20 protein-coding genes and 3 tRNA genes are annotated in these 25,771 nt (G+C 40.3%); 11 read left to right on the forward strand and 12 right to left on the reverse strand.

All coding sequences use genetic code 11. The annotated features are described in order from the left end of the window. Positions 1-56 precede the first annotated feature (56 nt). Positions 57-1,070, reverse strand: coding sequence for an SRPBCC family protein (locus tag R8N23_RS06320; RefSeq protein ID WP_318170725.1), 1,014 nt, complete (start codon positions 1,068-1,070; stop codon positions 57-59). A 101-nt stretch (positions 1,071-1,171) separates the two neighbouring features. Here R8N23_RS06320 and R8N23_RS06325 point away from each other — a divergent pair, with 101 nt between their 5' ends. From R8N23_RS06325 to R8N23_RS06340, 4 genes are all read left to right on the forward strand, one after another. Continuing rightward, a complete protein-coding gene (locus R8N23_RS06325) occupies positions 1,172-1,603 on the forward strand; it encodes an RDD family protein (protein WP_318170726.1) in 432 nt (143 codons plus the stop codon). A 114-nt stretch (positions 1,604-1,717) separates the two neighbouring features. Continuing rightward, positions 1,718-2,323, forward strand: coding sequence for a TIGR00645 family protein (locus R8N23_RS06330; RefSeq protein ID WP_318170727.1), 606 nt, complete (start codon positions 1,718-1,720; stop codon positions 2,321-2,323). Positions 2,324-2,378: 55 nt separating this feature from the next. Next, positions 2,379-2,942 (forward strand): NUDIX hydrolase, encoded by a 564-nt coding sequence (locus R8N23_RS06335; protein WP_318170728.1) that lies wholly within the window; start codon positions 2,379-2,381, stop codon positions 2,940-2,942. 36 nt (positions 2,943-2,978) lie between these two features. Continuing rightward, positions 2,979-4,319 (forward strand): MATE family efflux transporter, encoded by a 1,341-nt coding sequence (locus R8N23_RS06340; protein ID WP_318170729.1) that lies wholly within the window; start codon positions 2,979-2,981, stop codon positions 4,317-4,319. On the opposite strand, the gene R8N23_RS06345 is transcribed toward R8N23_RS06340, so the two are convergent. Together R8N23_RS06345 and ffh are read right to left on the reverse strand one after the other, a co-directional pair. Further along, a complete protein-coding gene (locus R8N23_RS06345) occupies positions 4,306-4,992 on the reverse strand; it encodes a methyltransferase (RefSeq protein WP_318170730.1) in 687 nt (228 codons plus the stop codon). The two genes, R8N23_RS06340 and R8N23_RS06345, sit on opposite strands and share 14 nt — an antisense overlap. A 3-nt stretch (positions 4,993-4,995) precedes the next feature. Next, complete coding sequence (ffh, locus tag R8N23_RS06350; RefSeq protein ID WP_318170731.1) at positions 4,996-6,324, reverse strand: signal recognition particle protein; 1,329 nt, start codon at positions 6,322-6,324, stop codon at positions 4,996-4,998. A gap of 197 nt (positions 6,325-6,521) precedes the next feature. On the opposite strand from ffh, the gene R8N23_RS06355 reads away from it, so the two are divergent. Beyond that, the gene (locus tag R8N23_RS06355) at positions 6,522-6,989 is read left to right on the forward strand and encodes a hypothetical protein (RefSeq protein ID WP_318170732.1); all 468 of its coding nucleotides are present in this window, start codon (positions 6,522-6,524) and stop codon (positions 6,987-6,989) included. Between the two features lie 339 nt (positions 6,990-7,328). Here R8N23_RS06355 and R8N23_RS06360 read toward each other — a convergent pair. The 7 genes from R8N23_RS06360 to R8N23_RS06390 form a co-directional block, all read right to left on the reverse strand. Beyond that, positions 7,329-7,402 (reverse strand) — tRNA-Pro (locus R8N23_RS06360). A gap of 37 nt (positions 7,403-7,439) precedes the next feature. Further along, positions 7,440-7,513, reverse strand: a tRNA-Arg gene (locus tag R8N23_RS06365). 150 nt (positions 7,514-7,663) lie between these two features. Further along, a tRNA-Ser gene (locus tag R8N23_RS06370) sits at positions 7,664-7,750 on the reverse strand. A 208-nt stretch (positions 7,751-7,958) separates the two neighbouring features. Beyond that, positions 7,959-8,300, reverse strand: a complete 342-nt coding sequence (gene arsC, locus R8N23_RS06375) for an arsenate reductase (glutaredoxin) (RefSeq protein WP_318170733.1) — start codon at positions 8,298-8,300, stop codon at positions 7,959-7,961. A gap of 4 nt (positions 8,301-8,304) precedes the next feature. After that, the gene (locus R8N23_RS06380; RefSeq protein WP_318170734.1) at positions 8,305-9,648 is read right to left on the reverse strand and encodes a 1-acyl-sn-glycerol-3-phosphate acyltransferase; all 1,344 of its coding nucleotides are present in this window, start codon (positions 9,646-9,648) and stop codon (positions 8,305-8,307) included. Beyond that, a complete protein-coding gene (locus tag R8N23_RS06385) occupies positions 9,645-10,934 on the reverse strand; it encodes an MFS transporter (protein WP_318170735.1) in 1,290 nt (429 codons plus the stop codon). Before R8N23_RS06385 ends, R8N23_RS06380 begins: the two co-directional genes overlap by 4 nt. A 20-nt stretch (positions 10,935-10,954) precedes the next feature. Continuing rightward, positions 10,955-13,732 carry an ATP-binding protein gene (locus R8N23_RS06390; RefSeq protein WP_318170736.1) on the reverse strand — a complete coding sequence of 926 codons (2,778 nt, stop codon included), beginning with the start codon at positions 13,730-13,732 and terminating at the stop codon, positions 10,955-10,957. 148 nt (positions 13,733-13,880) lie between these two features. Here R8N23_RS06390 and R8N23_RS06395 point away from each other — a divergent pair, with 148 nt between their 5' ends. Both R8N23_RS06395 and R8N23_RS06400 read left to right on the forward strand, forming a co-directional pair. Continuing rightward, positions 13,881-14,039, forward strand: a complete 159-nt coding sequence (locus tag R8N23_RS06395) for a hypothetical protein (RefSeq protein WP_318170737.1) — start codon at positions 13,881-13,883, stop codon at positions 14,037-14,039. 165 nt (positions 14,040-14,204) lie between these two features. Then, the gene (locus R8N23_RS06400) at positions 14,205-16,604 is read left to right on the forward strand and encodes an ABC transporter permease (protein WP_318170738.1); all 2,400 of its coding nucleotides are present in this window, start codon (positions 14,205-14,207) and stop codon (positions 16,602-16,604) included. 274 nt (positions 16,605-16,878) lie between these two features. On the opposite strand, the gene R8N23_RS06405 is transcribed toward R8N23_RS06400, so the two are convergent. Together R8N23_RS06405 and R8N23_RS06410 are read right to left on the reverse strand one after the other, a co-directional pair. Next, a complete protein-coding gene (locus R8N23_RS06405; protein WP_318170739.1) occupies positions 16,879-17,667 on the reverse strand; it encodes a DUF4382 domain-containing protein in 789 nt (262 codons plus the stop codon). A 45-nt stretch (positions 17,668-17,712) separates the two neighbouring features. Continuing rightward, positions 17,713-19,179, reverse strand: coding sequence for a DUF4382 domain-containing protein (locus tag R8N23_RS06410; protein ID WP_318170740.1), 1,467 nt, complete (start codon positions 19,177-19,179; stop codon positions 17,713-17,715). Positions 19,180-19,259: 80 nt separating this feature from the next. Here R8N23_RS06410 and R8N23_RS06415 point away from each other — a divergent pair, with 80 nt between their 5' ends. The 4 genes from R8N23_RS06415 to R8N23_RS06430 are packed head-to-tail and all read left to right on the forward strand — an operon-like array spanning position 19,260 to position 25,739. Next, positions 19,260-19,778 carry a sigma-70 family RNA polymerase sigma factor gene (locus R8N23_RS06415; protein WP_318170741.1) on the forward strand — a complete coding sequence of 173 codons (519 nt, stop codon included), beginning with the start codon at positions 19,260-19,262 and terminating at the stop codon, positions 19,776-19,778. A gap of 55 nt (positions 19,779-19,833) precedes the next feature. Further along, entirely contained in the window at positions 19,834-20,745 is a 912-nt protein-coding gene (locus R8N23_RS06420; protein ID WP_318170742.1) for a FecR family protein, read from the forward strand. Positions 20,746-20,773: 28 nt separating this feature from the next. Further along, positions 20,774-23,248 (forward strand): TonB-dependent receptor plug domain-containing protein, encoded by a 2,475-nt coding sequence (locus R8N23_RS06425; protein WP_318170743.1) that lies wholly within the window; start codon positions 20,774-20,776, stop codon positions 23,246-23,248. 52 nt (positions 23,249-23,300) lie between these two features. Further along, a complete protein-coding gene (locus tag R8N23_RS06430; protein ID WP_318170744.1) occupies positions 23,301-25,739 on the forward strand; it encodes an ABC transporter permease in 2,439 nt (812 codons plus the stop codon). Positions 25,740-25,771 lie beyond the last annotated feature (32 nt).

A 25,771-nucleotide genomic window follows, 5' to 3' on the forward strand; every position in this document is an offset into this window, starting at 1 on the left:
GTGATGACGAAATCAAGACTTTTGAAACAGCCTCTTTGCGATTATGGTCAATTTAACTATTTAATTGGATAGAAAACCTCGGTTCTCCATTGTGAGGTATCCGCTTGCGTTGGGTCTGTGACATAGACTTCATACCCATTGCCGTTAGCTTCTAGTTCATTGAACTGCATATAGGCTTGTAGCTGCTTGTGGGTGTCATCTAGTTTGTGATAGTCACCCATATGGATGCCTTGTACCACTTTTCCTGACACTGTTTGGCCGGCCACGATATTTTCATCGTTTACCTCGCCAGTATCTGCTACTGGAATGGCGATGTCTGCGGTCCAGCCGGTATCGCTATAGTCTACATATACTGACATCGGTTGACCGGCACCCATGACGCCATTGGCGTTGATATAGCCTAATATCTGACCATAAAGTTCTCCCATTCTTGGGCCAATGGTTTCTGGTTTGGTGACATCAAAGGTTTCTCTGATGGCTAGGTAATTGATTGGCTCAACATTAATTTCATTAATCTCAACAGAGAATAATGGCTTGGATTCTACTCTTTCCTTCAGATTGGCCAAGCCTTCTTCATAGGTGGGTCCCAACATGGATTCCATCATTAAGCCCATGAGCTTAAACATGGGATTGCTTCCCATATTCCCTTCGAAAGTCCAGGTTACTTTAGTGCCGCCATCAGTTTCTTCCAATGTTAAATTCGCATAAGCAGGATCGTCAAATCCACCGAAATACATTTCGGATCTGATTTTCTGTCCTTCAACGGCTTCGACAATTTCTTGAGATCCCGTACCTACTTCTTCATGGTCGCTTGCCCATTCCATTTTGTTACCCACACCAGAGTCTGGGCCGCTAAAGTTGTAGGTGGTGCCTTCAGGGTCGATTCGGAACCACGGAGACCATTTGTTGAATCTTTTCATACTTGAAATTTCTTCATAAACAGATTGTGGGCTGGCATTGACAGTAGTCTGTCTTTCTAAGGTTACTTCGCTTGGTATGAGTAGCCCAATGATTGCGAGTAGGGCCAGTAAAACGACCACTACCAAAAGCGCGGTTTTTAGTATTTTCATAGTTTAGTGTTTTAGTTTTGTTTGGACAAGATACTAAAATGTGATTTCCGTTCAAAACTTGAGGAAGGCACGCATTTCCTCTCATTTCTTTAACTAACTCTATGAGCTTACCTTCAAATACTAAATTTGCCACTTTTCCTCAGCGGCTTTATGCTTTCAATATTGATTTTTTGGTATTCCTAGTGGTGCTAGTGCCGTTGTCCTTTTTGCTAGAGAACAATGTAGCTTTTTGGTGTGCTGTTCTTTTGTTTATTTGTGTGTATCATGCGGTATTGGAGAGTTCGAGTTGGCAAGCCACGCTGGGGAAAAAATATGCCAATCTTCGAGTAGTTAATGAACAAGGAGAGGGTTTGTCTTTGGGCCAGGCTTTACTCCGAATTATCACAAAATATCTGTCTTTAATGCTATTTTTTGGCGGTTTTTTTATGATCTACTTTCGAAGAGATAGAAAAGGCTTGCACGACATTTTAGCCAAAACTTACGTGGTTGATACGAGTTATCTTGATAAGAAATTAGGTAAAACTCATAATTAGTGCGGCGGAGCTAAAAAATGTGACTTATTCCCTGTGCGGTATGGAAATTAATTTTAATTTTAGCACTTGTTATTAAACGGTACGAAAACCAACTCGCATTAGCATAGATCAGGTATGAAAAGTTTTTTTGACAGATTTGAGAATTTCTTTGAAGGTTTTATTTTTTGGAGTAGATGGGTGCAAGCCCCGATGTATGGAGGCCTGATTATCGGTGCATTTCTATACATGTGGAAGTTCTTTCAAGAACTAGCACACATGTATCATCAGGTAGTTGGTGGAGACATTGAATCCAAAGTGATGCTGACGCTATTGAGCTTGGTTGATATCTCGATGGTAATGAACCTTGTAGTAATGGTGACCATTGGAGGCTACTCGATTTTTACCAGTAAGATTGATGTAGACATGCATGATGATAAGCCACTTTGGTTAGAAGGACTTGATGCTGGTATGCTGAAGATTAAGTTAGCGACTTCATTAGCTTCTATTTCTGGGGTGCAATTATTGAAAACATTCGTAAACTACAGGGAGGCAGCAGAGAAAGCCGGATCTGAAGGAATTATCATTGAAATTGTGATTCACATGGTATTCATCTTCTCCGCACTGTTACTTGGATATACTGAAAAAATCATTCATTCTTATCCTCACGGATTAACTGGCCACGGTCATGATGAAGAAGAGGATGGAGAGAATCACGAACAAGAGCATAAAGAGGAAGTTTAATATTTTCTAACTGAAAAAATTGAAGTCCCGATTTATCGGGACTTTTTTTATGGCTATGAAAAACGAGAAGGCCCAAAATCCATGGAAAAAGATCGAAGGAAAAGAGGTGTACAACAACCCCTGGATATCTGTGGAGGAACATCAAGTACTCAACCCTTCTGGAAATGAAGGAATCTATGGGAAAGTTCATTTTAAGAATAAGGCCATTGGCATAGTCCCACTAGATGAGGAAATGAATACCTGGCTGGTTGGCCAATATCGTTATACGTTAGATGAGTATTCCTGGGAAATTCCGATGGGAGGTGGGCCTTTGGAAGATGATATATTGTCTTCTGCTCAAAGAGAGTTGAAAGAAGAAACGGGCCTTTCTGCTAAGCGTTGGGATAACATCTTGCGCATACATACTTCCAACTCTGCCACCGATGAGGAAGGTTTCGTATTTGTTGCTCGAGAGTTAACTCAGGGAGAAACGGAGTTTGAAGAAACTGAAGATTTGAAAATCAGGAAACTCAAGCTTGAGGATGCCGTTAGGCTGGTGATGAATAATGAAATCACTGATAGCTTAAGTATTGCAGGCTTGTTGAAAACGAAACTATTGATTGATGAAGGTAAGCTTTGACAAGCTTCAATTAGATAAAACATTAACCCCAGACCCTTGACCCTAAAAGAACACTTTCGAACAAATATTACCTTGGCGTATCCAGTCATGCTCAGCCAGATGGGGCACATTCTTGTGGCTGTGGCAGATAGTATGATGGTTGGCAGATTAGGTACAGTGCCTTTGGCCTCGGTGTCATTGGCTAATAGCGTGTTTTCCGTCATCATGCTTTTTGGTCTTGGCGTTTCTTATGGGATGACGCCATTGATTGCTTCTGCGGATGGAGCCAATGATAAACGAATGGGTGCCAAGTTCTTCAAACATGGGGTATATCTCAATTCGGCATTAGGTGTTGTTTTGATGTTGGTGGGATTGGTCGTTGGGCAGTCGTTGTTTCTGTTGGATCAGGACCCAGAAGTACTGGCTGGTGCCTTGCCTTATTTCAATACGCTAGTTTTTAGTTTGGTGCCGCTCATGGTTTTTCAAGCGTTTCGGCAGTTTGCAGAAGGGCTTTCAATGACTCGGCAGGCAATGTATATCTCAGTGTCCGGTAATATTTTGAATGTATTCTTCAATTATGGATTGATATATGGAGAGCTAGGTATGCCAGAATTGGGACTGATAGGAGCTGGATGGGCGAGTTTGATTTCAAGAGTGATCATGGCTGTGGCCATGGTGGTCTTTGTTATGACCTATAAGCCATTGAGAAGATACGTCATGCTTTGGTCAAAAATCAAATTACGCCCATTTGTGATGCGTCGAATACTAAACATTGGGATTCCTTCAGGTTTGCAGTACATATTCGAAATTGGTGCCTTTAGCATGGCTGCTGTAATGGTAGGTTGGATTGGTGCAGAGGCTTTGGCGGCCCATCAGATCGCATTAAACCTTTCTGCTATTACCTATATGATTGCAACTGGTATATCAGCAGCCGGAGCCATTCGTACAGGCAATCAATTAGGCAGAAAAGACTACCCGACACTTCGAACGGCTGGTATGACTTGCTTTGCCATGGCGGCTATCATGATGGCCTTTTTTGGGGCTGGATTTATATTTGGTAACACCTATTTACCGACTTGGTACATCAATGAACCGGTAGTGATTGAAATGGCTGGAAGCTTGCTGATTATTGCTGCTTTTTTTCAGATTTCAGATGGGGTACAGGCTGTCGGATTGGGGGTATTGAGAGGCATAGCCGATGTAAAGGTGCCTACTTATGTGACTTTGTTTGCTTATTGGTTTATGGCGATCCCTTTAGGCTATCTGTTTGGTATTTATTTAGGATGGGGTGCAAAAGGAATATGGGTAGCCTTATTGATAGGTCTTACGCTCGCGGCTATTTTGCACTTGACCAGATTTCATGTGCTCTCTAAGCGTTATATTCTTAGAAACCGGTGATTTTGGCTAGGTATTGGTCGAATTCATCGGTATGAAGAATTTCAGTCTTCAAACCTAAACTTTCTGTTTCCTTGATGAGTAACTCCTGATCTACGTAGAGCCAGTCGAACCAATCTCCTTTTTTTCCTTTGTATTCGTATTGGTATTGAATCTCTCCGAAATAATGATCTGGTTTTTCCAGACCATCCTCATACAGATAGGATATATCAGAAGAGTCCAATATCAATTGTCCCCCTTTATTTAAAAGCTTTTCGCAATGTTTGAAAAAATAAGGGAGTCCATCCAGCTTTCCGGCCAGACCCAATCCGTTCATGAGCAATAGAAGTGTGTCGTATTTTCCCTTATGAGCGAAAAAATCTTCTTCTACGATTTTTACCATGCCTGAGTGACGTAGCGTTTCTATACATCCAGGTGAATTTTCTAACGCTGTAGCATCCATTTCGAATGCCTGCATGAAAAGCGCGTGGGCTCCTGCGCCTGCGCCTACATCTAGTATTTTGCCTTCACACGAAGTAATGGCCAAATTTTCCAGATCGGTAAAGTCTTGATGATCTCTGAAGAATACCTCTACCGGCATTTCTTCAGGCTCACCGTAAGAGTTGTAGGTTTTCAGGACTACCGAATGGTCTCCTTTATAAAAGTCAAATATGGCTTCGCCGTGTACGTCTTTCAATGTCTATTTGAACATGTTCATTCCAGATAGCGCTCTTTTGGCTCCGCCCATTTTGTTCATGGTCTTCATCATTTTACGCATCTGATCAAACTGTTTGAGTAATTGATTGACTTCCTGAATAGAAGTGCCACTGCCTTTAGCGATTCGCTGCTTTCTACTGCCATTGAGCAAATCCGGCTCTTCTCTTTCCTTTATGGTCATTGATTTAATGATCGCTTCAATAGGCTTCAAAGAATCATCGTCAATGTCAATATCTTTAATGGCTTTCCCTACGCCGGGTATCATACCCATCAAATCCTTAAGGTTACCCATTTTCTTGATTTGCTCTAACTGCGAGAGGAAATCATCAAACCCGAATTGGTTCTTTCGGATTTTTTTCTGAATTCTTTTAGCTTCTTCTTCGTCGAATGTGTTTTGTGCTTTCTCTACCAAAGAAACCACATCACCCATACCCAGGATTCTGTTGGCCATCCTATCCGGGTGGAATACATCCAAGGCATCCATCTTTTCACCAGAACTGATGAATTTGATTGGCTTGTCAACAACCTTTCGAATCGTTAGAGCAGCTCCACCACGTGTATCACCATCTAACTTGGTCAATACCACACCATTGAAGTCCAGGCGGTCGTTGAAAGTCTTTGCTGTGTTTACAGCATCCTGACCTGTCATCGAATCCACTACAAATAGGGTCTCCGCAGGATTCAGGGCTTTCTTCAGTGCCTCTATTTCATTCATCATCTGTTCATCTACTGCGAGACGACCGGCTGTATCGACGATGATGGTTTTTTTATTGTTTTCCTTCGCGTATTTCAGCGCGTTTTTAGCAATCTTAAGTGCGTCCTTGTTTTCAGGTTCTGCATATACGTCGACCTCGATTTGCTCACCCAGTACTTTCAGCTGATCTATCGCAGCTGGTCTGTAAATATCACAGGCTACAAGTAATACGTTTCTATTTTGTGTCTTAAGGTGACGAGCAAGTTTTCCAGAGAAGGTGGTTTTACCCGATCCTTGTAGTCCTGAAATCAAAATAACATTAGGGTCGCCTTTGAGGTTGATTTCCTCACTGCGACCACCCATTAATTCTGTTAATTCTTCAGAAACAATTTTTGTCAATAATTGTCCTGGAGAAACTGCTATTAATACATCCTGGCCCAGTGCTTTTTCTTTGATGGAATCGGTGACTTCCTTTGCCACTTTAAAGTTAACATCGGCGTCAATTAATGCCCGTCTAATTTCTTTGACGGTAGCTGCCACGTTAATTTCAGTTATCCTTCCCTGTCCCTTCAGTGTCTTGAAGGCCTTATCGAGCTTTACACTAAGATTATCAAACATAATTCTTGAATCGTATTAATTATTCCGCAAAGCTAATGATTCCCTTGCAATGATCGAAAGGGAATGATTGAATGTTCTCCTTTCCTCAACAGGAAATTAATTTTTCATGGCGTTGTAACTTTTTATCTCTTCATTCAGTATTATACTAAAGACTGTACCTTGTATAACATAATACTGAAACCAAAAATCAAAAACTCATGAATAAACTCATTATACTAATTGGCTTGTTGATAGGATTTCAATCAGCTGATGCGCAAAACGGCAGAGTACGCGAACGAGACCTTGAAGGCGTATGGAAAATGAAAATATCTTTGGATGAAGATGTTTTCGAACAGGAATTGGACGATGAAGACAATGCCTTTGCCAGGTTAATTCTAAGGGCAACCGGTAATCTGGTAGAGGGAATACTTGATGAAATAGACATTGAACTGGAGTTCAGAGATAATCACGAATGTAGAATTTATGTTTCTGCCTTTGGGGAAGAAGAGGTAGAGTACTCTGAATGGTACATCAATGGGAGAGGAGAATTATATATAGACGATTCCGATTCTTTTCAAATGGGGGATGATGAATACTGGATATTCGAAGATGGTGTATTGGTGGCTTATGAAGATGGGAGGCCGCTCGACGATGATGCTGCGGTGTATATGGTAAAAATAGAATAGTGAAATAAATTGATATATGAAAAACCGAGGTGAGAGCTTCGGTTTTTTTGTTTTTGGTGTAACGAAAGAAAGCCACTCATTTGAGTGGTTTTCTTGTGTCGGGATACGAGGCGCGCGGCTAGCGGATTCGAAGCGGGACGCCGCACCGCTGGGACCCCCTGGTCCCAAACCAGACGGACGGTGAGTCGTGCACTACCGGACTGTGCCCGTCATGGAATGATACATTCCGAACTTTAAATCGTCACCGGTATTATTTAAGCCTTTGTGATCAAATAGATGGTGGAAAACTGAAATGGCTGTAAACGAAAAAAGCCCAGCAAAATGCTGAGCTTTTAGAAGTCGGGATACCAGGATTCGAACCTGGGACCCCCTGGTCCCAAACCAGGTGCGCTACCGGACTGCGCTACATCCCGAACTATAAACTGTCACCGGTATTATTGACAGCCTTTGTGATCCGCTCAGGACTCGAACCTGAAACCTACTGCTTAGAAGGCAGTTGCTCTATCCAGTTGAGCTAGCAGACCATCAATATTCTGGAAGACTTCTTCTTCCTTCTTGCGGAGAGAGGGGGATTACTCATATGCACCTCCCTGCGCTTTGCCTCTCGTGATCCCATCGATCATTTGTGGCATTTCAAGACATTCAGGAAATAAATCCTTTCTGCCTTCATGATGCGGAGAGAGGGGGATTCGAACCCCCGGTACGATTTCTCGCACGCATGTTTAGCAAACATGTGGTTTCAGCCACTCACCCACCTCTCCAGTGGATACCAAACTACTAGAAATGGACCGAAATCTCATCTCTGCGGAACGTTTTTCCCCTCGTTTTTTTGGTGCTCCTCAAAAACGAGATGCAAATATAGCATAACATATTTTAGAACTCCAACGGGTATTTAAAAAAAGCCTGAGAAATTTGAAATAATTTCAATTTCGGCGGGAATGTGCTCAGGAAGTGGCTTTTTATAACGATTTATAGGATCTCAATTACGTTTTCAATCGGGCGACCGATGGCGGCTTTTCCATTTTTTACCACTATGGGGCGTTCAATCAGAATGGGATAAGAAACCATGGCTTCTATCCATGCCTCATCGCTCAGTTCTTTGCCTTTAAATTCTTCCTTGTAAATTTTTTCCCCCTTGCGTATCAACTCAAGGGGTTTGATGCCTAGCATACTCACAAGTTCAGTGACCTCCTGTTTAGTTGGATTGGATTTGAGGTACTCAACAATTTCAATCTCTTCATTTTTTTCTTCCAGAAGGGCCAACGATTGCCTGCTCTTAGTACATCTTGGGTTATGATATATTTTGGTCATTGCATTACAGTCTTTTTAAATAAATGTCTCTGGCTTGATCCAGTTCTTCAAAAATAGAAACTTTCAATTCTTCTAGTTCCTTTAATAAGTCCTTTTTCGGGTCGATGAAATTGTGGATTTTTAAAAATGAAAGACCTGATCGGAAGAAATTGTAGTAGTGAAGTACATAATAGCCGGATAGTGGGAGAGAAGCGAAGTACAAACTGAGAATAACAGGATCAACAGAAAAATTAGTATCGAATAGATAAAAGGATAGTGCATAGTAAGCTGGAAAGATGACGATACCCAAACTCATCATAATCGGGGCATAATATTCCACTTCTTTGGTGAATTTCTTGGCAAGCCAATAAGGCGCTCTGAAAGGAAGAAGATTTTGAATTAAACCATATAGGTAAATTGGAAAACCAGCGATCAAATAGAATGAGCCTGAGAGCAATATGCCAAATTTTTTCAATCTGCTTTGAAGTGGTCTTGTCCTATTGGCGGTGGTTTGAAATTCATCCAATAGCTGACTGCATCGATCAACTTTCTCTTTAATCGCATCAAATTTGTTAGGAAACGTGACTTTGAAATACTGAATCGCATTGGCAATCTCTTTGGTTAGCTCAAATTCCTGCTCTTTGCTGTTGAGTTTTTTAACCAGTTGATCCTTGTAGATTCTTTTGACTTTGAAGAAGAGATCTTCTTGTTCTTTGTCCTCGGTAGTAATTGTAAGACTTTCGAGTGACTCTCTTATTTTTTGTGTAAGTGCTTGCACCCCGGCGATTTCATCTTTTTCGTAAGCTTCTTTAAAATCTTTGACGTCTATGAGGTCTCCGGTGTTCACGTAGATTTTACTTCTGAACTTAGAAGGATTGCTATAGTAAAGGCCAATGGGGATGATCTTAACACCTAAATCAAAACCATTTTTCTGTTCTGCACTTAGTGCGATTCTAGCTCCACCAGTTTTGATCTTGCGTAGCTTTAATTCATGATAACTAGTTCCTTCAGGAAATAGCATCAATGAATTATTACCTTCCAGGAATTTATAACAATCTCGAAAGGTTTTTTCATTGTCTATCTTCTCTCCTGGAGCCACGTCTTTGTCTCTATAAACCGGAATGACTCTAAAGTAGGCGAATATGGCATTCACTACAGAGTTGACAAAAATTGAAGCATTGCCAAGAAAACCCACCCGTTGCTTGAAAAGCGTAGCCAAGATCAATGGGTCCATAAAAGTGTTAGGGTGATTGCCCACAATGATCAAAGGGCCTGATGTTGGTAGTTCGATGGCCTTATGAATAGATACCTTACGGAAAAATATCCGAAGGGCTACTTTGACTACTATTTTAAGGAAATTGTAAATCAAGCTGTGCCTTTGTTCAGTTTTGCTCTTGACAAGATGATAAAGCCAATGACGAAAAACAAGCCCATGAAAAGCATGGAATTGCGCATGGTGCCAGTGAGCTGAAGGATGTATCCGAAGCCCATGGTCCCCAATACGATGGCAAATTTTTCTGTTACATCATAGAAACTAAAATACGAAGCGGTGTCTTTAGTTCCTTCTGGGATCAGCTTAGAATAAGTAGATCTAGAGATGGATTGTATACCTCCCATGACCAAACCTAATAATCCAGCGAGTCCATAAAACACGGTTTTGTCAGCAATAAAATAAGCCAGGATGCAAATAGAAAACCAGATGACTATCGCTAGAGATATAGATGCTTTATTTCCTTTTTTGTTAGAGATGGCGGCAAACAAGTAAGCCCCACCTACGGCAACCAACTGAATGATTAATATTACAATTATCATTTCGCTGGATTCCATACCAATTTCTTCTGCTGCAAATAGAGGAGCCAATAGCATGACGGTTTGTACCCCCATACTGTAGAAAAAGAACGAATACAAGAAGCGGATTGAGTTGATGTTTTCTTTGAGGCTTCTGAATACCTTTTTAAGTTCATTAAATCCTGAGCGTAATACTTCTCCTGTTATTTTTCCATGGGTGCGATTGTCTTTGAGTGCGGCGAATGCAATATGTGCAAAGCCAAACCACCATACCCCCACTAATAAAAACACGAATCTTGTAGCACTTCCAGCGCCGTCAAACCCAAATGTCTCAGGAATTGAGACTAGTACTAAACTGACAATCAAGAGTAAAACGCTACCAATATATCCCATTGAAAAACCTCGGGCACTCACACTGTCCATTTGATCTTCTGAAGCAATTTCGGGTAGGAAGGCATTGTAAAAAACAACAGAAGAGGCATAACCTAAACTTGCCGTAATGGCCAATAAAATACCATATTCAATATTGCTTCCCTCAAAGAAGTATAAGCCAATACAAGCTAAAGAGCCGAGGTAAGTGAAGAACCTCATGAATGCCTTTTTTGAGCCCCTATAATCAGCTACACCTGAAAGAATAGGATAGAGGATGACTGCTATCAAAAAAGAGAAAGAAATAGCATAAGAGTAAAGTACGGAGCTATTGATAGAGAAGCCGAAAAAAGTAACCACGTCGCCATCAAAAGCTGCTTTAGTCGCACCGTTATAATAAATGGGGAAAATCGCTGTGGTTACAATAAGGTTATACACCGAATTGGCCCAGTCATAAGAACACCAGGCGTTGATCGTCTTTTTGTCATTTAGAATCATGGCCTGAAGATAAGAAAAAATTAAGCGTTCTTGGCCATCATTTCTTCAATACTGCGGTTAAATCTTTTATGGAATTGTTTCTTAAAATTGGTCACGTTTTTCATGCCTATGGCTTTAGCGGCTTCCGTAGGATTTTTGAGGCTCTTACTCTTGATTAGGTTTTCTAGATAGTGCCATCTGATCTCTTTGATGTATTCATGAGGAGTCAAATCGGTCAGTTTCTTGATCATACGATACACCTTACGCTCACTAGCAGCCATCGCATCGGCCAACACCAAGACGGTGAGGTCTGGATTGTCAATTTGCTCGATAACCAATTTCTTTACTTTTTCAAGTAGTTCCTTTTCAATGTCATTGATCAATGGTTTGTCATTCACAAGGATCGTATTGCCACTTTCCTTAATCCAACGTTCTTTCTGATTGAGTAGATTCTTGATTCTTAGCAAAATGTCTTCCTTGCTAAAGGGCTTTTGAAGGATGTTGTTGATACCGCGTGTCAGCACTTGTAGCTGATCATCTGCGGTGTTTCTGGCTGAGACCACAAGCACTGGAATAGACTTCCAGTGTTCGTTTTCTTGCATTTTCTCCAATAGCTCAAAACCATCCATCCAAGGCATCATCAAGTCTGTAATGACTAAGTCAATCGACTCGTTTTTAAGTACTTTGAGTGCCATTACACCATTTTCTGCTTCGGTAACCTGATAATCTGAGTGAATGAGTTTGGCAATAAACTCTCGTACTTCTGGGTGATCATCTACCAACAATAATTTTGGTTTGTCGGTGCCATTTGTGGATAATGCTATGTTCGAATCAGGATTATAAGTTTTTTCCCACAACTCACTCCAAAGTTTATTTTTGGTTTGAATGTAATCTGAGGTCTCTGGAATTTGAGATTCCAGGTGTTCGAGCATCATGAAAGGCATAGAAAGAATAAAGGTAGATCCTTCTCCCTCTTTTGATTTGACCTGAATATTTCCGCCATGTACATCCACCAATTCTTTTACAAGAGAAAGTCCAATCCCCAATCCTTCATAGACATGATAATTGTTCTTCGGTGATTGGTAGTATCGATCGAATAAATACGGTAAACTGCTTTCTGGAATGCCTTCACCAGAATCTGTGATGCTTATAGTCAAATCATTGGATTGGGTTTCAACTTTGACCCTAACTGAATCTCCTTTATGCGTGTGCTTCAAGGCGTTGGTAATCAGATTGAAAATGATTTTTTCAAACTGATTAGGGTCAATTGAAATGGCTACATGCTCTGGTATGGTAGATTCGAAACTCAAGTCTACCGATTTGAATTCGGCAGAAGATTTAAACAAAGCGACCAGAGTCGAAAGATATGAGTTGACTGGCACATCTTTCAGGTCTAACTTTATTTTACCTTCTTCTAATTTGGTTAACTCATTGATTTCGTCCGTAAGGAAAAGTAAACGTTGAGCGTTTTTGTTTGCTACTTCTAGATTTTGCTTGGAGTCAGAGGTTAAGTAGCTCTCTCCATCTTGTTTTATCTGCTCATAGTTCCCTAATATCAAGCTCAAAGGGCTTCTTAAATCATGTGAGATATTGGCAAAGAATCTGGACTTGGCGAAATCCAATTCTTCTAGTTTTCTGGCTTGAGCCGATATTTGTTGGTTTAATCTTCTTCTTTCTACTGCTCTCATATATATAATGATCGCGATGATGAGTAGTAAAACTGAGGCGGCAGCAGCGAGGATGATAATGGTCTGTTGGCGCTCTACGATCTCTCGTAGAAACATAGTCTCAGCTTCCTTTTTTTCAGCTTCATATTGTGATTTCAAGCTTTCAATGGTACGAGTTGTCTGTTCATTGAAAATGGAGTCTTCGTTTTCCTGATTCAGTTTGAAATAATGTAATGCTTTTTTGAAATCCCCTCTTCCTTCGGCTATGATCGACAAGTTTTCATGAATCTTGCGAATGTCATTTTTAAGGTTGTTGGCTTTGGCTACTTCCAGACTTTTCCTTGAGTAAAACTCTGCAGAATCCAAATTTCCTTTTTGTCGATGGATTACAGCAATGTTGTACAAGCTAAATGCCAATGCCCCTTTGTTTTTGATTTGATTTATGGCATTGGTGGATTCATGAAAGTATTCCAAAGACCTGTCCAAATCTCCTTTTCTCATAGTCAGTTCAGCCAGATCCACGGCAATAGTCACTAACCCTTCCTGGTCATTTAACTTTCTACGGATGTCCCGAGTTTTAAGGTAGTTGTCTTCTGCTCGGCTATATTCGTCCATTCGGGAATAGGTACGTCCAAGGTTCAGGTACACATAAGCTAGCATGTTTTGGTCATTGAGCTCCTGAGCAGGAATCAATGCTTTTTCAAAATACTCCAGAGCGCCTACATAGTTGGTTTGATAGATGTATATGTTCCCAATATTGATATTAGAATAACCAATCTGTTCTAAGTTTTGGGCATCTTCTGCTGCTTTCAGTGCCTCGACAAAATATTTGAATGCGTTGGAATAGTCACTCTTATTTCGGTAAGCCACCCCTTGGAAATTGAGACTTTTGATAATACCACTTTCGTAGTTGAAGTTTTTCGAAAGTTCGTAAGCTTGTTGACCAAAATAGAGTGCTGAGTCTGAATTCACATTTCGGTATTGCCAACTTAATTGTGCTAATATTTCGGCTCGCTGGATGCCAGAGGATATGTTGAGAGAGTCCTTGAGGCTGTCAATACTTCTTTTGGATTGGGCAGTACCTGCCAACGATGCGTTTGTCCATAGACAAAGCAGTACCATCCATCCAAATATGACCAGAGACCTCTTCATTTCAACCTTGAATTTTTCTCAATTGCAACCTCGAATTTAGTGTATTTTGGATAAAAAATGATAAGAGTTCAAGGTCTTGGTCAAGACGGATTTTATTATTCTCAAAAAGTCATTAACATTGGTGTTCAATTCTAAAAAATCAATCAGTATGAGTGCAAGTACTAAGTCTACTTTAAAATTAATTGCCATTGTAATCGTATTGCTTATGGTAGCGATGCAACTCAATTTTATTATCATTCCTTTTTTGGCAGCCTACAAATTTTGGTTAATGGTGATAGCTGCCGTGTTGTTATTGCTAGCGAGCTGATAAGCCTCCTCGTTTTATTCTGTAGGATTTCTGTGTGTTAGAACCGGTTATCTGGCAGTTCCTTGATTAAGGAGAAAAAAGTTTTGATTATTTTTTGTTTGGATACAACTTTTTTGGGTTGGATATCATCATTAATAAAAAACCAAAAGTCAAAACTCAATTCTCATGTTCAAAAATTATCTCAAGGTCACCCTTCGTAACCTTCTAAAAAACAAAGTTTTTGTTTCAATCAACATCGTAGGGCTGGGGTTAGCTCTGGCCTGTTGTATTGTGGCGTACATCAATTCCAAATTCAATTGGTCCTTCGATGAATGCCATGCGCAAATTGATAATATCTACAAAGTCCACAGCGTCAGAGACGACAAAGGTGATATCAGAGAGTATGGAAGGGTACCCTTTCCTATCGCAGACAATGTGATGAATGATGTTGTCGGAGTGGACCGTGTCTTTAGATATGAAAGTCACGTCTTTACTGCAAGAGATGTTCAATTGGATAAAGTATTCAATACCAGCGTCACTTATGTAGACCCTGGATTTCTGGAATCTTTCACTTTTAACCTGATAAGTGGCGATCTGGATGCCTATCATAAATTGGAAAACGCCATTGTTACTCAAGAATATGCCAGCAAGTTTTATGGCGATGAAGATCCCATAGGAAAAGTGCTGACTGTTTTTGATGATACAGGAATGAGTTTCAATTTCACCATTGCTGGGGTGGTCGAAAAGGCTCCTCAAAATTCATCTGTTCATTTTGAATTGCTGCTTAACTTCGAGAATAGATATCGAATGTACGATGATGGAGTAAAAGGCAGCTGGGAGGCCATGGCTCAAAACACTTTTGTCTATCTCAATGATCCGTCGCAAGCTTCATCTATTGAATCTCAGCTGAATAAGTATATACCTATTCAGAATCAAGCCAATCCTGGTTTTACTGTTACTAAGTTTGTGTTGAGCCCAATGAATAACCATGCACAGATTTCTCAAGAAATTAGATGGGACAACCTTAGAAATGCAGCTCCAGCCGCAGCTACTCTTACTCCACAGCTGATGGCTCTTTTAATTTTATTGGTTGCCTGTTTCAATTTTACCAATACAGCCATTGCTACTTCCAATAGGAGATTAAAAGAGATTGGCGTAAGAAAAGTGCTCGGAGGCAACAGAAGACAATTGATTCTTCAGTTTTTGGCTGAAAATCTCACCATATGTTTTCTGGCCATTGTCATGTCCTTGCTTATAGCTCAGTATTTGGTGCCGGCTTATAGTGCCATGTGGGAAGGGATGGATCTGGAAATGAACTTCTCAGAGGATTATATGTTGTACATTTTCTTAGTGGGTTTATTGATTTTTACCACTCTGCTAGCTGGTTTTTATCCTTCGTTATATGTCAGTAAATATGATCCTGTAAGTATCCTTAGAGGCACGTTGAGCATTGGGGGGTCTGGAAAACTGACTAAGATACTTTTGGCTTGCCAATACACTTTTACCGTAATTGCCATGTTTGCTAGTGTCGCGTTTGTACAAAATGCCCGCTATCAGGATACTTTAGATATGGGATATGATCGTGCCCAGGTGCTAGGTGTAAGTGTATTGAATGACAATGAGTACCAAAAAACTATGGCATCCATGCTGGCTAATCCAGACATTGAAGCAGTAGCTAGTGCCAAAAATCATATTGGAAGAGGTAATTATGGAGCCACCCTACTGAATGAAGATATCGAGGTTGATGCCAACATGATTGATGTTGGGATTGGTTATCTGGAGGTTATGGGATTGGAAATATTACAAGGACGATCTTTCTTAAAAGAATTGGAAGCTTCGGATAGTGATGCATCCATCATTCTAAACGAAAAAGCTGTGGAAGCCTTTGGCTGGACTGATCCTGTAGGAAAAAGAGTAGCGATTAATGATACGACGACACTAACTGTGGTTGGGGTAATTAAAAACTTCTACATGTATGGGTTTTGGGCGCCGATTGAGCCAGTGGGGATCACGTTGAAAAGCTTACGTTTTGAAGATGATGGAACGAATAGCTTTGTTGTGGCTCGTACTAGTGTAGATAAGATAAGAAATGTCTACGATGATTTGGAGTCTGATTGGAATGACCGAATACAAACCAAAATATTTAATGGGTTCTTTCAAGACGATTTTCTTCGTCAGGCCAGAGAAATCAATGATAATATCACTATGATTTTTGGTTTCTTGGGTGTTGTAGCCTTCATTCTCTCATGTCTGGGATTATACACCTTGGTGTCAATCAATTTGATGAAACGAGTTAAAGAGATTGGAGTAAGGAAAGTACTAGGTAGTAGTATTGGTCGTATTGTGTACTTAATCAACAAGGACTATTTCCTCCTTTTGGTTATTTCCTCATCACTAGGGGTGACATTCGGATATTATTTAATTGATGGACTCATAGCCGAGATATTTACTCACTATAAATCCATGGATGTGATCACTTTCTCCACTCCAATTTTGATGATCGTACTAATCTCATTGACTATAGCCAGTTTAAGAACATTCAAATTCGCCCAAGTAAACCCTGTGACTGCATTACGATATGAATAAAGAAAAATGATTGATGAGCAAATTAAGGTCTGGAATTTACCAGGCCTTTTTTGTATAAAAAAGGTTCCAAGCGTTAGCTCGAAACCTTCATGTTTACACCTAATAATGTTCAATTACCTGATTAATTTCAGTATCTCAGTTTAGCTGATTGCAAGACCCTGTTCGGAGATTAGTAGGTAGATGCTTCATTTAGAATCTTAAAGTTGGGGATTGTCGAATCCCCAACTTAATCAACGCCGACTGCGTTGAATGTTTGCTGCTCAGGCAAATATTTTTAGTTGGTAAACGCTATGGTGCCAGCCTCAGCTGTTTCTCCAATAGTTACCACAATATCTTCAACGTCTACTGTTGTAAAACCGCTTTCTTCTGCAGGTACCGCACTTATGGTATAGGTGCCAGCATCCAACGCACGGATTAAAAATTCTCCCTCTTCATCAGGGTAAGAAGAAATACTGTCTTCCCCCACAATCGCATATACTACCGTTGCTGTCTCAGCAGGACTGATGGTTCCGTGGATCGCACCAGTTGTAGCTTCCATTTGTGCTCTGATTACTGGCTTCAAGTTGTATTTCCCCGAATTGCCCGCTTTTACCACTGACTTGGCCGCATCAAAATCAAGTACAAGCTTATATGTGATGCCTGCTTGGATATCTGCATCAACGTTTATTTTTAATCCACTTTGGGACCCAGATGGTACCGTTAGTGGTGTTTCTTGACCATCTACAGTGAGTATGTTTCCATCTCCAAGAATGAGTCTAACTTGACCCAATTTCCCTTCTGGCAGCTCAATTTCACCCAAAAATTGTTCTTCACCGTTAGTCAGCAACAATAAGTCATACACACCAGGTTCGGCACTTTCTAAAGACTGCCATCCGCCTTCATCATCCGCTTTTGAGCTGACATTTATCTGAACATCTTGGAAGTCAATATTTACTGCGTCGTAGTTAGCCGGTGCATCGACCAAGGCCACCTGAATTTTGGCCATCCCACCGTTGTCGCTGCAACTTGAAAGAATAATAATTGGCAAGAGTGCTAGTAAATAAAGATTTTTTATTGTGTTCATATTTTTTGTTTCAACTAAATTTCCAATAGCTGTTTATGTGATTTTTTATTCAAGTATCAATTCAATATCGACCTTGGTTTTCTCTCCAATTTGTATGTCAATGTTTTCTACTGTTTCAGCTAGGTAGTCATTTTGTTCTGCGGTAATGGAGTACGTGCCGGGTAAAAGCCCCATAACTGTGTAATTACCGTCTGAATCCGTGAAGGTTGATGTATTTAATGTATCAGCAGCGAAGACAGAAAGCTGCACACCTTCAATAGCAAGAGAACTGGATATATCGGTAACTTGTCCTGTTAATTCGCCAGATTCTTTTGGCTGCGTGGCTTTAATGACTGGAGTGAAAATGAACCCCTTGATAGACGATATGTTTTTCACATTTCCTTGTGCCTTAAAGGATCGGCTGACATCAAAATCCAACAATAATTCGCTATCCTCTCCTTCTGCTATTTCTAGCGCAGAAGGAAATTTCACTTTAATGCCAGATTGTTCTCCACTAGGAATTTTTAGATCAAATATTCTGTCATCAGTGAGTAAGACGCTAGACTTAATCACCCTCATTCGAATTTGGTCATAAGACCCAGTAGGAATTTCCATGTCTACAAGCGTAGTTGTGATCCCATTGGTCAAGTCAAGAAGATTGAAGGACATTTCTTCTTCTGATAGAAGAATGAACTCCTCTTCTTTGTTCACTGTCTTAAGTTCTATTTTGTCAATAGTAACGTTCGCCTCTACAACAAATTCAAAAGGAAATGGCGCATCGGTCATTTTCACTCTTAAGGTAGAAGTATTAAATACAAAGTCTTCAGGCTGATAGTATTTTTCGTCCCCTTCGTCGCACAATGAAATGGCAGAAGAGAGTAGGTTTTCTAGTTCTAAGTTGGATGAGATGGATTGTACTTCACCTTCGCTGGAAGTAAGGCTGATTGGATAGGACAAAGAGGCGAGATGGTCAGCACTCAGTCTATTAAATACTTGATATAATTCCTGATCACTATCAACGCCGGTAGTACTAGATCTTTGATTCTGGGTGTCGTAGATAGCAATAGAAAGAGGAAAATTGAATCTATAGCATTCGATGTCTTCGTCGTCACCACCTTCCACAGATCGTGCAACAACCGCTTCAAGTTCGTTGATGTCATTTAAGATCACCTCACGGTAGTCAGACAAATATCCTCTGACGGGATATACCAACTGAATGCTGTCTGGTAAGTACCTTTCTTGGTTATAGATGGTCTGTATATTTTCAAAATCAGCTTCAGACGAAATCGTAAGAGCTTGTCCGTTTGCGATGACATCAACAGGAAGTTGTAGCGAAAGCGCACTAGTATTGTCTAGAATGTTGTCGTATGAGCCGTCCTTTAGAGTGGCAGAAGAGATTAGACCAGACAGATCAGAAGCAAAAGAGATGTTGCTCTCTGCAGATTGATTGACTTCATGTAAGTCCTCCTGGCAGGCCAAAATGGCCAGCATCAAGGTCAGAATTGAAATTAATACTCGAATCTTTGAAATCATACGATTGTTGTCATCTTTGTGACTCGGATATAAAACAGACGACTGGGTAAAATTCCTACCAGTCGTAGATAATTTTTTCGATGAAAGTCACAAAGTCAGATTGCATATGTAATGAGGAGCTATTTCATTCTCTGTTTAAGAAATATGCTAAGGACTTGCATGACTTTTTGTATTACAAGTATGGACCCGACTGTCATCCTAAGGACTTAGTTCAGGAAGCTTTCTTAAAATTATGGGATAATTGCAAGAATGTTCAGGAAGAAAAGGCGAAATCCTATCTTTTTACTGTAGCTAATAACCTCACACTCAATGTAATCTCAAAACAAAAGACTATCTTGAAGTATAAAAACGAGGGTAAAAGCAGCAATACATCCGAATCTCCTCAGTTCCTTCTTGAAGAAAAAGAATATCTAGATCGTTTACAGGATGCATTGAATAGCCTAACCGAGGATCAGCGCGTGACCTTCATGCTCAATAGAGTGGAAGGTAAAAAACATAAGGAGATAGCAGAAATGTTGGGTATCTCTAGAAAAGCAGTAGAGAAAAGAATCTATAAGGCTCTTGCGATTTTGAAAACCAAGGTAGAAGGCATAAAATGAAACTACCGGTAGGAATTTTTTATATACACCTGTTATATCTCATGTAAGTCTAAGCATGAAAGAGGAAGATTACATAAAAAAATGGCTGGACAGCTCTTTGTCTGATGAAGAAAAAAGATTGTTTGCTCAACCGAAAAAATTTGAGGTTGATGTGAGTATGTCTGAGGCTTTGTCTCGGTTTAGAGCTGAGGAATACGATGTAGACAAGGAATACGATTTTTTTAGAGATAAAAAATCTGATTCAAAAAAGTCTCCCGTCAATCGTTCGTTTGTATGGCTCAAAATAGCGGCCATTTTCATCATGGTATTAGGGTTTGTTGCGTATATCACTTCTAGTTTTTACTCTTCGGATGTGGATCTGTTAGCCACCAAGATGGAATTATCCCTACCTGATGACACCAAAGTAATTCTCAATGCGGAATCTAAGCTTTCCTACGATGAAGACAGTTGGAGTGAAAAAAGACAGGCAATTTTAGAAGGAGAGGTTTTTTTCTCCGTGACCAAAGGATCTCGTTTTGATATTGTGAGTCAGTCGGGTAAGGTAAGCGTTCTGGGTACTTCTTTTAATGTAAAAGATAGAGAAGGTTTTTTCGAAGTAAAATGCTATGAAGGTTTGGTGAAGGTAGAAGTAGATGGTGAAGAATTTTTGCTTACCGCTCAGCAGGCTTATCGAATGATAGATGGTCGAGGCCAAAAAATAGCGTTTTATGAAAAAACACGTCCATCCTGGACGAAAGGGGCAAGTTCATTTGAAAAGGAGCCCTATATACAGGTAATTAAAGAGTTGGAACGTCAGTATGGTGTTTCGATTTCTTATCAAAATATCAACACTCAACGAAGTTTTAGTGGGAAATTCACCCATTCTGATCTTACTTTAGCACTAGAGTCCATTACCAAACCATTGAATATTGGTTTTAAGGTAGCTGGACAGGAAGTAAGATTATCTAGTGACATCAAGCAAAACTAAAGTTCTCATTGTCTTTCTTATTGGGTTGATGAATTACAATTCGTTGGCGCAATCGATGGATGCATCGGTCAGTTTGATTGAAGAACTGAAACGTCTGGAGAATAAGTTCGGTATCACCTTTTCTTATCTTGATGAAAATATCCTGGGTGTAACTATTGACCCTGTCTCAAATGAGCAATCGCTTAATGAAAGTCTGCAATGGCTAGAAAGCCAAACTTCATTGAAGTTTCACCAAATTGATGAGCAATTTTATGCCATTAGCCAACGCATTGAAGTAGTCACAAAATTTTGTGCCTATCTAAAAGATGCTGAATCCAAAGAACCTATCTCACAAGCATTGGTAATTGCTGACACATTAAGGGCTGTAAGTAATGAACTGGGTTACTTTGAGATTTTAGGAAGCGTATCTCAAAACCTTGAAATCAGCCATATTGGTTACAATAGCTCTATTCTAGAAATTGAGAAAGCAAGCACGACGGATTGTGAGATTTTACTGTTGCAACCCAAAATTGCTACTTTAGAAGAGGTAACTGTGTTCAACTACATGGCCAAAGGCATCGAAAAAAATGTTAAAGGCGAATACGCTATCCATAGTCCGCAGTTGCAGGTTTTGCCTGGTTTGATTGATGCCGATGCATTTCAAAGCTTACAGTTCTTACCTGGAATTTTTAGTGCAGCTGAGTCAGTGTCAGACATCAACGTCCGTGGTGGCACGAATGATCAAAATCTAATGCTGTGGGATGGTATTCGTATGTATCAAACGGGGCACTTCTTTGGTTTGATATCTATTTTTAACCCGTACTTCGTAGATCATGTCACTCTTACGAAAAACGGAACTACCGCCCGGCTGGGAGAGGCTGTGTCCGGAACAATTGCTGTGGATACTGATGATGAGGTGCCCGAAAATCTATCAATTTCGGGAGGGTTCAATTTACTGAACGCAGATATGGTTGCCTATATTCCAGTTTCTCAGAGGACCTCTGTGTCCATGTCTGTCCGAAGATCAATTTCAAGTTTGCTGCAGACACCGACTTATGATAAATACTTTGATAGAGCTTTCAGTGCTATTGAATCGTCTATTAATGCTCAAGCGGATTCTCTTGTTGGCGAAGTACAGAATTTTGATTACTATGATATAGGCTTGAAAATCAATACCCAAATAAGTGATAGAGATGAAGTTAGTTTTAGCCTGCTAAATGTATCAGATGATTTGACTTATCAAGAGTCAATAGTTTCAAGTGCTATGCAAACTAAATCAAGCGCTATCAATCAGCAGAGTACAGCGACGGGTTTTGCTTATCGCAAAATATGGACAGAAAAGGTAAATACACTTTTATCGGGATACTTATCTAAGTATCAATTATCAGCTCAAAATTCGGATCTTGTCAATAATCAAAGGTTGGAGCAGGAAAATACAGTGTTGGACTGGGGAGTTAAACTTGATCTACAGGCCTCTTTTTCTGACAAAATCCGACTAAGCACAGGCTATCACTTTGATGAGATCGGTGCAACGAATCAGGATGAAATTGATAACCCCAATTTTTCAAGAAAAATTAAAGAAGTACTGCACAGCCATGTGTTGTACGTAGAAAGCAATTTAGTATCCGACTCAAAAGAAACGAGTCTCACAGCAGGACTAAGGACTAATTACTATCAGCAATTGGATCGGTTTTACTTAGAGCCGCGCTTGACTTTAAACTATAAACTAACAGAAAAATGGTCTGTGGATCTGGCCGGCGAATATAAAAGCCAGACCACCACTCAGATAATAGATTTGCAGAATGACTTCCTCGGGGTGGAAAAGCGAAGGTGGGTTTTGGCGAACAATGATGATATTCCCATAGTCCGGAGTAAACAAGCTTCTGTAGGAATTCAATACGCCTACAATAAAATATTGATGAGTTTGGAGGGCTATCAAAAATATGTGGATGGTATTGTGACCTCGAGTCAATCTTTTCAAAATCAGTTTGAGTTGATTCGATCACCAGGAGCGTATGAGGTGACAGGAATGGATGCCTTGATCAACGTTACGTTTGATAACCTATCCACTTGGGTGAGTTATACATTGTCTAGAAACTATAGTGAGTTTAAGGAACTGCTTACCGAGAAGTTTCCTAGCAACATAGATATTCGACATTTTGTAAGTAGCGGTATCAACTACTCCAGTAAAAGATTCGAGTGCTCTGTCGGGTTTAATTGGCATACAGGCGCTCCATATACAGCACCGGAGGAGGCTGTGCCTGTGGTAAATGGTGTGCTCAACTATCAGTTTCCGAATAGCTCTAATCTGAGCGATTATTTTCGGCTTGATTGGTCTGCCAAGTACAAGTTTGACTTGGGAAAGAAAGCGAAGGGACTATTGGGTTTTTCCTTATGGAATATAACCAATCATAATAATGAGGTGAATGCCTATTATTTGTTGGATGAAGACGATCATCCAGTTCAAATTATTGAGAGAGGTCTAGGTTTTACTCCCAATGTGAGTGCTAGAATAACCTTCTAACAGAATCTTAATTATTGATTAGTTTTAGGTTTAAACCAAAAACCAATCAATCATGCTCAGCCACTACCTCAAAGTTGCCCTACGCAATCTCTCTCGTAACAAGGTCTTTTCTTTTATTAACATCCTAGGTTTAGCCGTCAGCATGGGTGTTTGCCTGCTGATCTATCAATACATTCATTTTGAAATGAGTTTTGATGATTTTCATGAGAAGAGTATTTATCGATTGACACGAGAGGATTTTAGAGGAGGTGAAATCATAGACCGAGGCATTAGTGTGCAAGAAAACTTAGGTCCGTTAGGGTTGGATGCAATTCCAGAAATTAGAAATATGGTACGTGTCCATGATTCATTTGAGGATTTGGTGTTTACTACAAAGGGAAAGAAGAAAGTTTTTCAAGGAGCCAACTACTGGTATGTGGACTCCACCTTTTTTGACGTCTTTACCTTCCTTCTTAAATACGGCAACGCAAAAAATGCACTTACTGAATCTCATCATATAGTCATAACTGAAGAGATAGCTGTGAGATATTTTGGAAACGTAGACCCCATAGGTAAGGAGATCGAAATTCATGGAGGGTCGTTAAGTGGCTCATTTACAGTAAGTTCTGTTCTATCATCCATTCCAACCAATAGCCATTTGCAGTTTGATTTTTTGATGCCCATGGAATTCCTGACAACGAATTGGCGAATGTATCGAGAAGGAAATGGCTGGGATCAGTACAGCTTTGCTACATACATTGAGCTCGATGGTAAATCCAATCTATCATCAGTGGAGTCCAAATTTGATCAAATTATTTTGGACCAAGTTGGCGAAGAGTTGTTGCAGCACGAGGAGCAAGTGAAGATTTATTTGCAGGCCGTATCTGATATACATCTGTATTCTGATTTTCCTGACGAACTGGTGCATAATGGTGGGAACAAACAACAAATACAATTTTACGCCTTGATTGCGATTTTTATTCTGGTTATCGCTTGGGTCAATTATATTAATTTGTCCACCGCTCAATCTTTGAAAAGAATTAAGGAAATAGGCGTACGCAAATCCATTGGGGCTTTTAAAAGACAATTGGTAATGCAATTCATGACCGAAAGTCTAGTGCACAATCTGATAGGCGGTTTGGTAGCGTTAGGTTTGGCTCATTTATGCTTGCCAGTTCTCAACGAGTTCATTGGCCAGACCTTATCATTTAGCTTGTTCTATTCCATTGAGTTTTGGTTGATTTATGCTTTGGTGATTATACTGGGGGCATTGTTGGCTGGGGCGTATCCTGCTTTTGTGGTGGCAGGGTTTCAGTCGATTGGTTTGATGGGATCTAAAAATAATTCCTCTGTAGGAAGCGCAAGTTTCCGAAAGGGGTTGATTGTTTTTCAATTCATGATTTCCATTTTGCTGGTATCTGGAACTTACGTGGTTCATCGTCAAACGAGCTATATGATGAATCAAGATTTAGGAGTGAACATGGAGGAGGTCTTGGTGGTGAATGGACCTCGAGTGGTGCTCAAATTGGATCGTGACATTCAATTGTCAAAATTTAAAAATTTCAGAAATCAGCTGACAGCTCATCATTCTATCATGGATGTTTCAGGTTCGAGTCATACTCCTGGGCAAAAATTTAGCTGGGTAGGAGAAATCAGAAAACTCGGAACACCTCGAGAGGCGTATAAAAATGGCTACGTGGTTTTTACGGACTCGCACTTTGCAAATACCTACGACCTGCAATTTGTATCGGGAGGCGGATATGAATCGCACATGACCTCCTATGAAGATGGTTTGATTATCAACGAAGCGGCAGTTCGAGCTTTTGATTTAGGGACTGCGGAGCAAGCTTTGAAAGAGCAATTGATTGTGAGCATAGGAGATACATTAAGGATTTTAGGTGTGGTAGCGGACGTTCACTGGCAATCGCTAAAAGATGCGCATTACCCCATGGTATTCGCGTTGCATCAATTTGATAATGTGGTTTTTTCAGCCAACGTGAAAACTAATGACATGCAGGAGACACTTGCGATGGTTCAGACAGCTTATCAAGAGAATTTTCCCAATGATCCGTTCAGCTATCATTTTTTAGACGAATCATTCAATCGCCAATACCAAGCCGACCTTCAATTCGGAAATCTGTTTGCTGCTTTTTCTGCACTAGCCATCTTCATTGCCTGTCTAGGCTTGTTTGCCTTGGTGTCATTCTCAGCCACATTGAGAATGAAAGAAATCGGCATCAGAAAAGTACTGGGAGCGAAAATCGGCCATTTGATGATGCTATTGTCGAAAGAATATCTGTACCTGCTACTGATTGCGAATGTACTTGCACTCCCTGCGGTCTGGTACTGGGGTAGCGACTGGCTCAACAACTATGCATTCAAAATTGACATGAATATCGACCTGTTTGTTATTCCTGGTCTGATGCTTCTCGTTATTTCCACTTTCACCGTCAGCTATCAAACCTTCTCCACAGCCAAGGCGAATCCAGTGGATTCGTTGCGGTCGGAATAGAAACGAAAAACCCCATAGGTTTTGAAAACCTA

The sequence above is a fragment of the Reichenbachiella sp. genome (assembly GCF_033344935.1).
In the GTDB taxonomy this organism is placed as follows: domain Bacteria; phylum Bacteroidota; class Bacteroidia; order Cytophagales; family Cyclobacteriaceae; genus Reichenbachiella.

What these genes read in the sequence shown, in the direction of transcription:
- R8N23_RS06355 (WP_318170732.1), top strand. Translation starts at nt 6,522, where the DNA reads ATGAATAAACTCATTATACTAATTGGCTTGTTGATAGGATTTCAATCA.
- R8N23_RS06335 (WP_318170728.1), top strand. Translation starts at nt 2,379, where the DNA reads ATGAAAAACGAGAAGGCCCAAAATCCATGGAAAAAGATCGAAGGAAAA.
- R8N23_RS06430 (WP_318170744.1), top strand. Translation starts at nt 23,301, where the DNA reads ATGCTCAGCCACTACCTCAAAGTTGCCCTACGCAATCTCTCTCGTAAC.
- ffh (WP_318170731.1), bottom strand. Translation starts at nt 6,324, where the DNA reads ATGTTTGATAATCTTAGTGTAAAGCTCGATAAGGCCTTCAAGACACTG.
- R8N23_RS06410 (WP_318170740.1), bottom strand. Translation starts at nt 19,179, where the DNA reads ATGATTTCAAAGATTCGAGTATTAATTTCAATTCTGACCTTGATGCTG.
- R8N23_RS06420 (WP_318170742.1), top strand. Translation starts at nt 19,834, where the DNA reads ATGAAAGAGGAAGATTACATAAAAAAATGGCTGGACAGCTCTTTGTCT.
- R8N23_RS06325 (WP_318170726.1), top strand. Translation starts at nt 1,172, where the DNA reads ATGAGCTTACCTTCAAATACTAAATTTGCCACTTTTCCTCAGCGGCTT.
- R8N23_RS06400 (WP_318170738.1), top strand. Translation starts at nt 14,205, where the DNA reads ATGTTCAAAAATTATCTCAAGGTCACCCTTCGTAACCTTCTAAAAAAC.
- R8N23_RS06415 (WP_318170741.1), top strand. Translation starts at nt 19,260, where the DNA reads ATGAAAGTCACAAAGTCAGATTGCATATGTAATGAGGAGCTATTTCAT.
- R8N23_RS06405 (WP_318170739.1), bottom strand. Translation starts at nt 17,667, where the DNA reads ATGAACACAATAAAAAATCTTTATTTACTAGCACTCTTGCCAATTATT.
- R8N23_RS06395 (WP_318170737.1), top strand. Translation starts at nt 13,881, where the DNA reads ATGAGTGCAAGTACTAAGTCTACTTTAAAATTAATTGCCATTGTAATC.
- R8N23_RS06330 (WP_318170727.1), top strand. Translation starts at nt 1,718, where the DNA reads ATGAAAAGTTTTTTTGACAGATTTGAGAATTTCTTTGAAGGTTTTATT.
- R8N23_RS06385 (WP_318170735.1), bottom strand. Translation starts at nt 10,934, where the DNA reads ATGATTCTAAATGACAAAAAGACGATCAACGCCTGGTGTTCTTATGAC.
- R8N23_RS06320 (WP_318170725.1), bottom strand. Translation starts at nt 1,070, where the DNA reads ATGAAAATACTAAAAACCGCGCTTTTGGTAGTGGTCGTTTTACTGGCC.
- R8N23_RS06390 (WP_318170736.1), bottom strand. Translation starts at nt 13,732, where the DNA reads ATGAAGAGGTCTCTGGTCATATTTGGATGGATGGTACTGCTTTGTCTA.
- arsC (WP_318170733.1), bottom strand. Translation starts at nt 8,300, where the DNA reads ATGACCAAAATATATCATAACCCAAGATGTACTAAGAGCAGGCAATCG.
- R8N23_RS06425 (WP_318170743.1), top strand. Translation starts at nt 20,774, where the DNA reads ATGAATTACAATTCGTTGGCGCAATCGATGGATGCATCGGTCAGTTTG.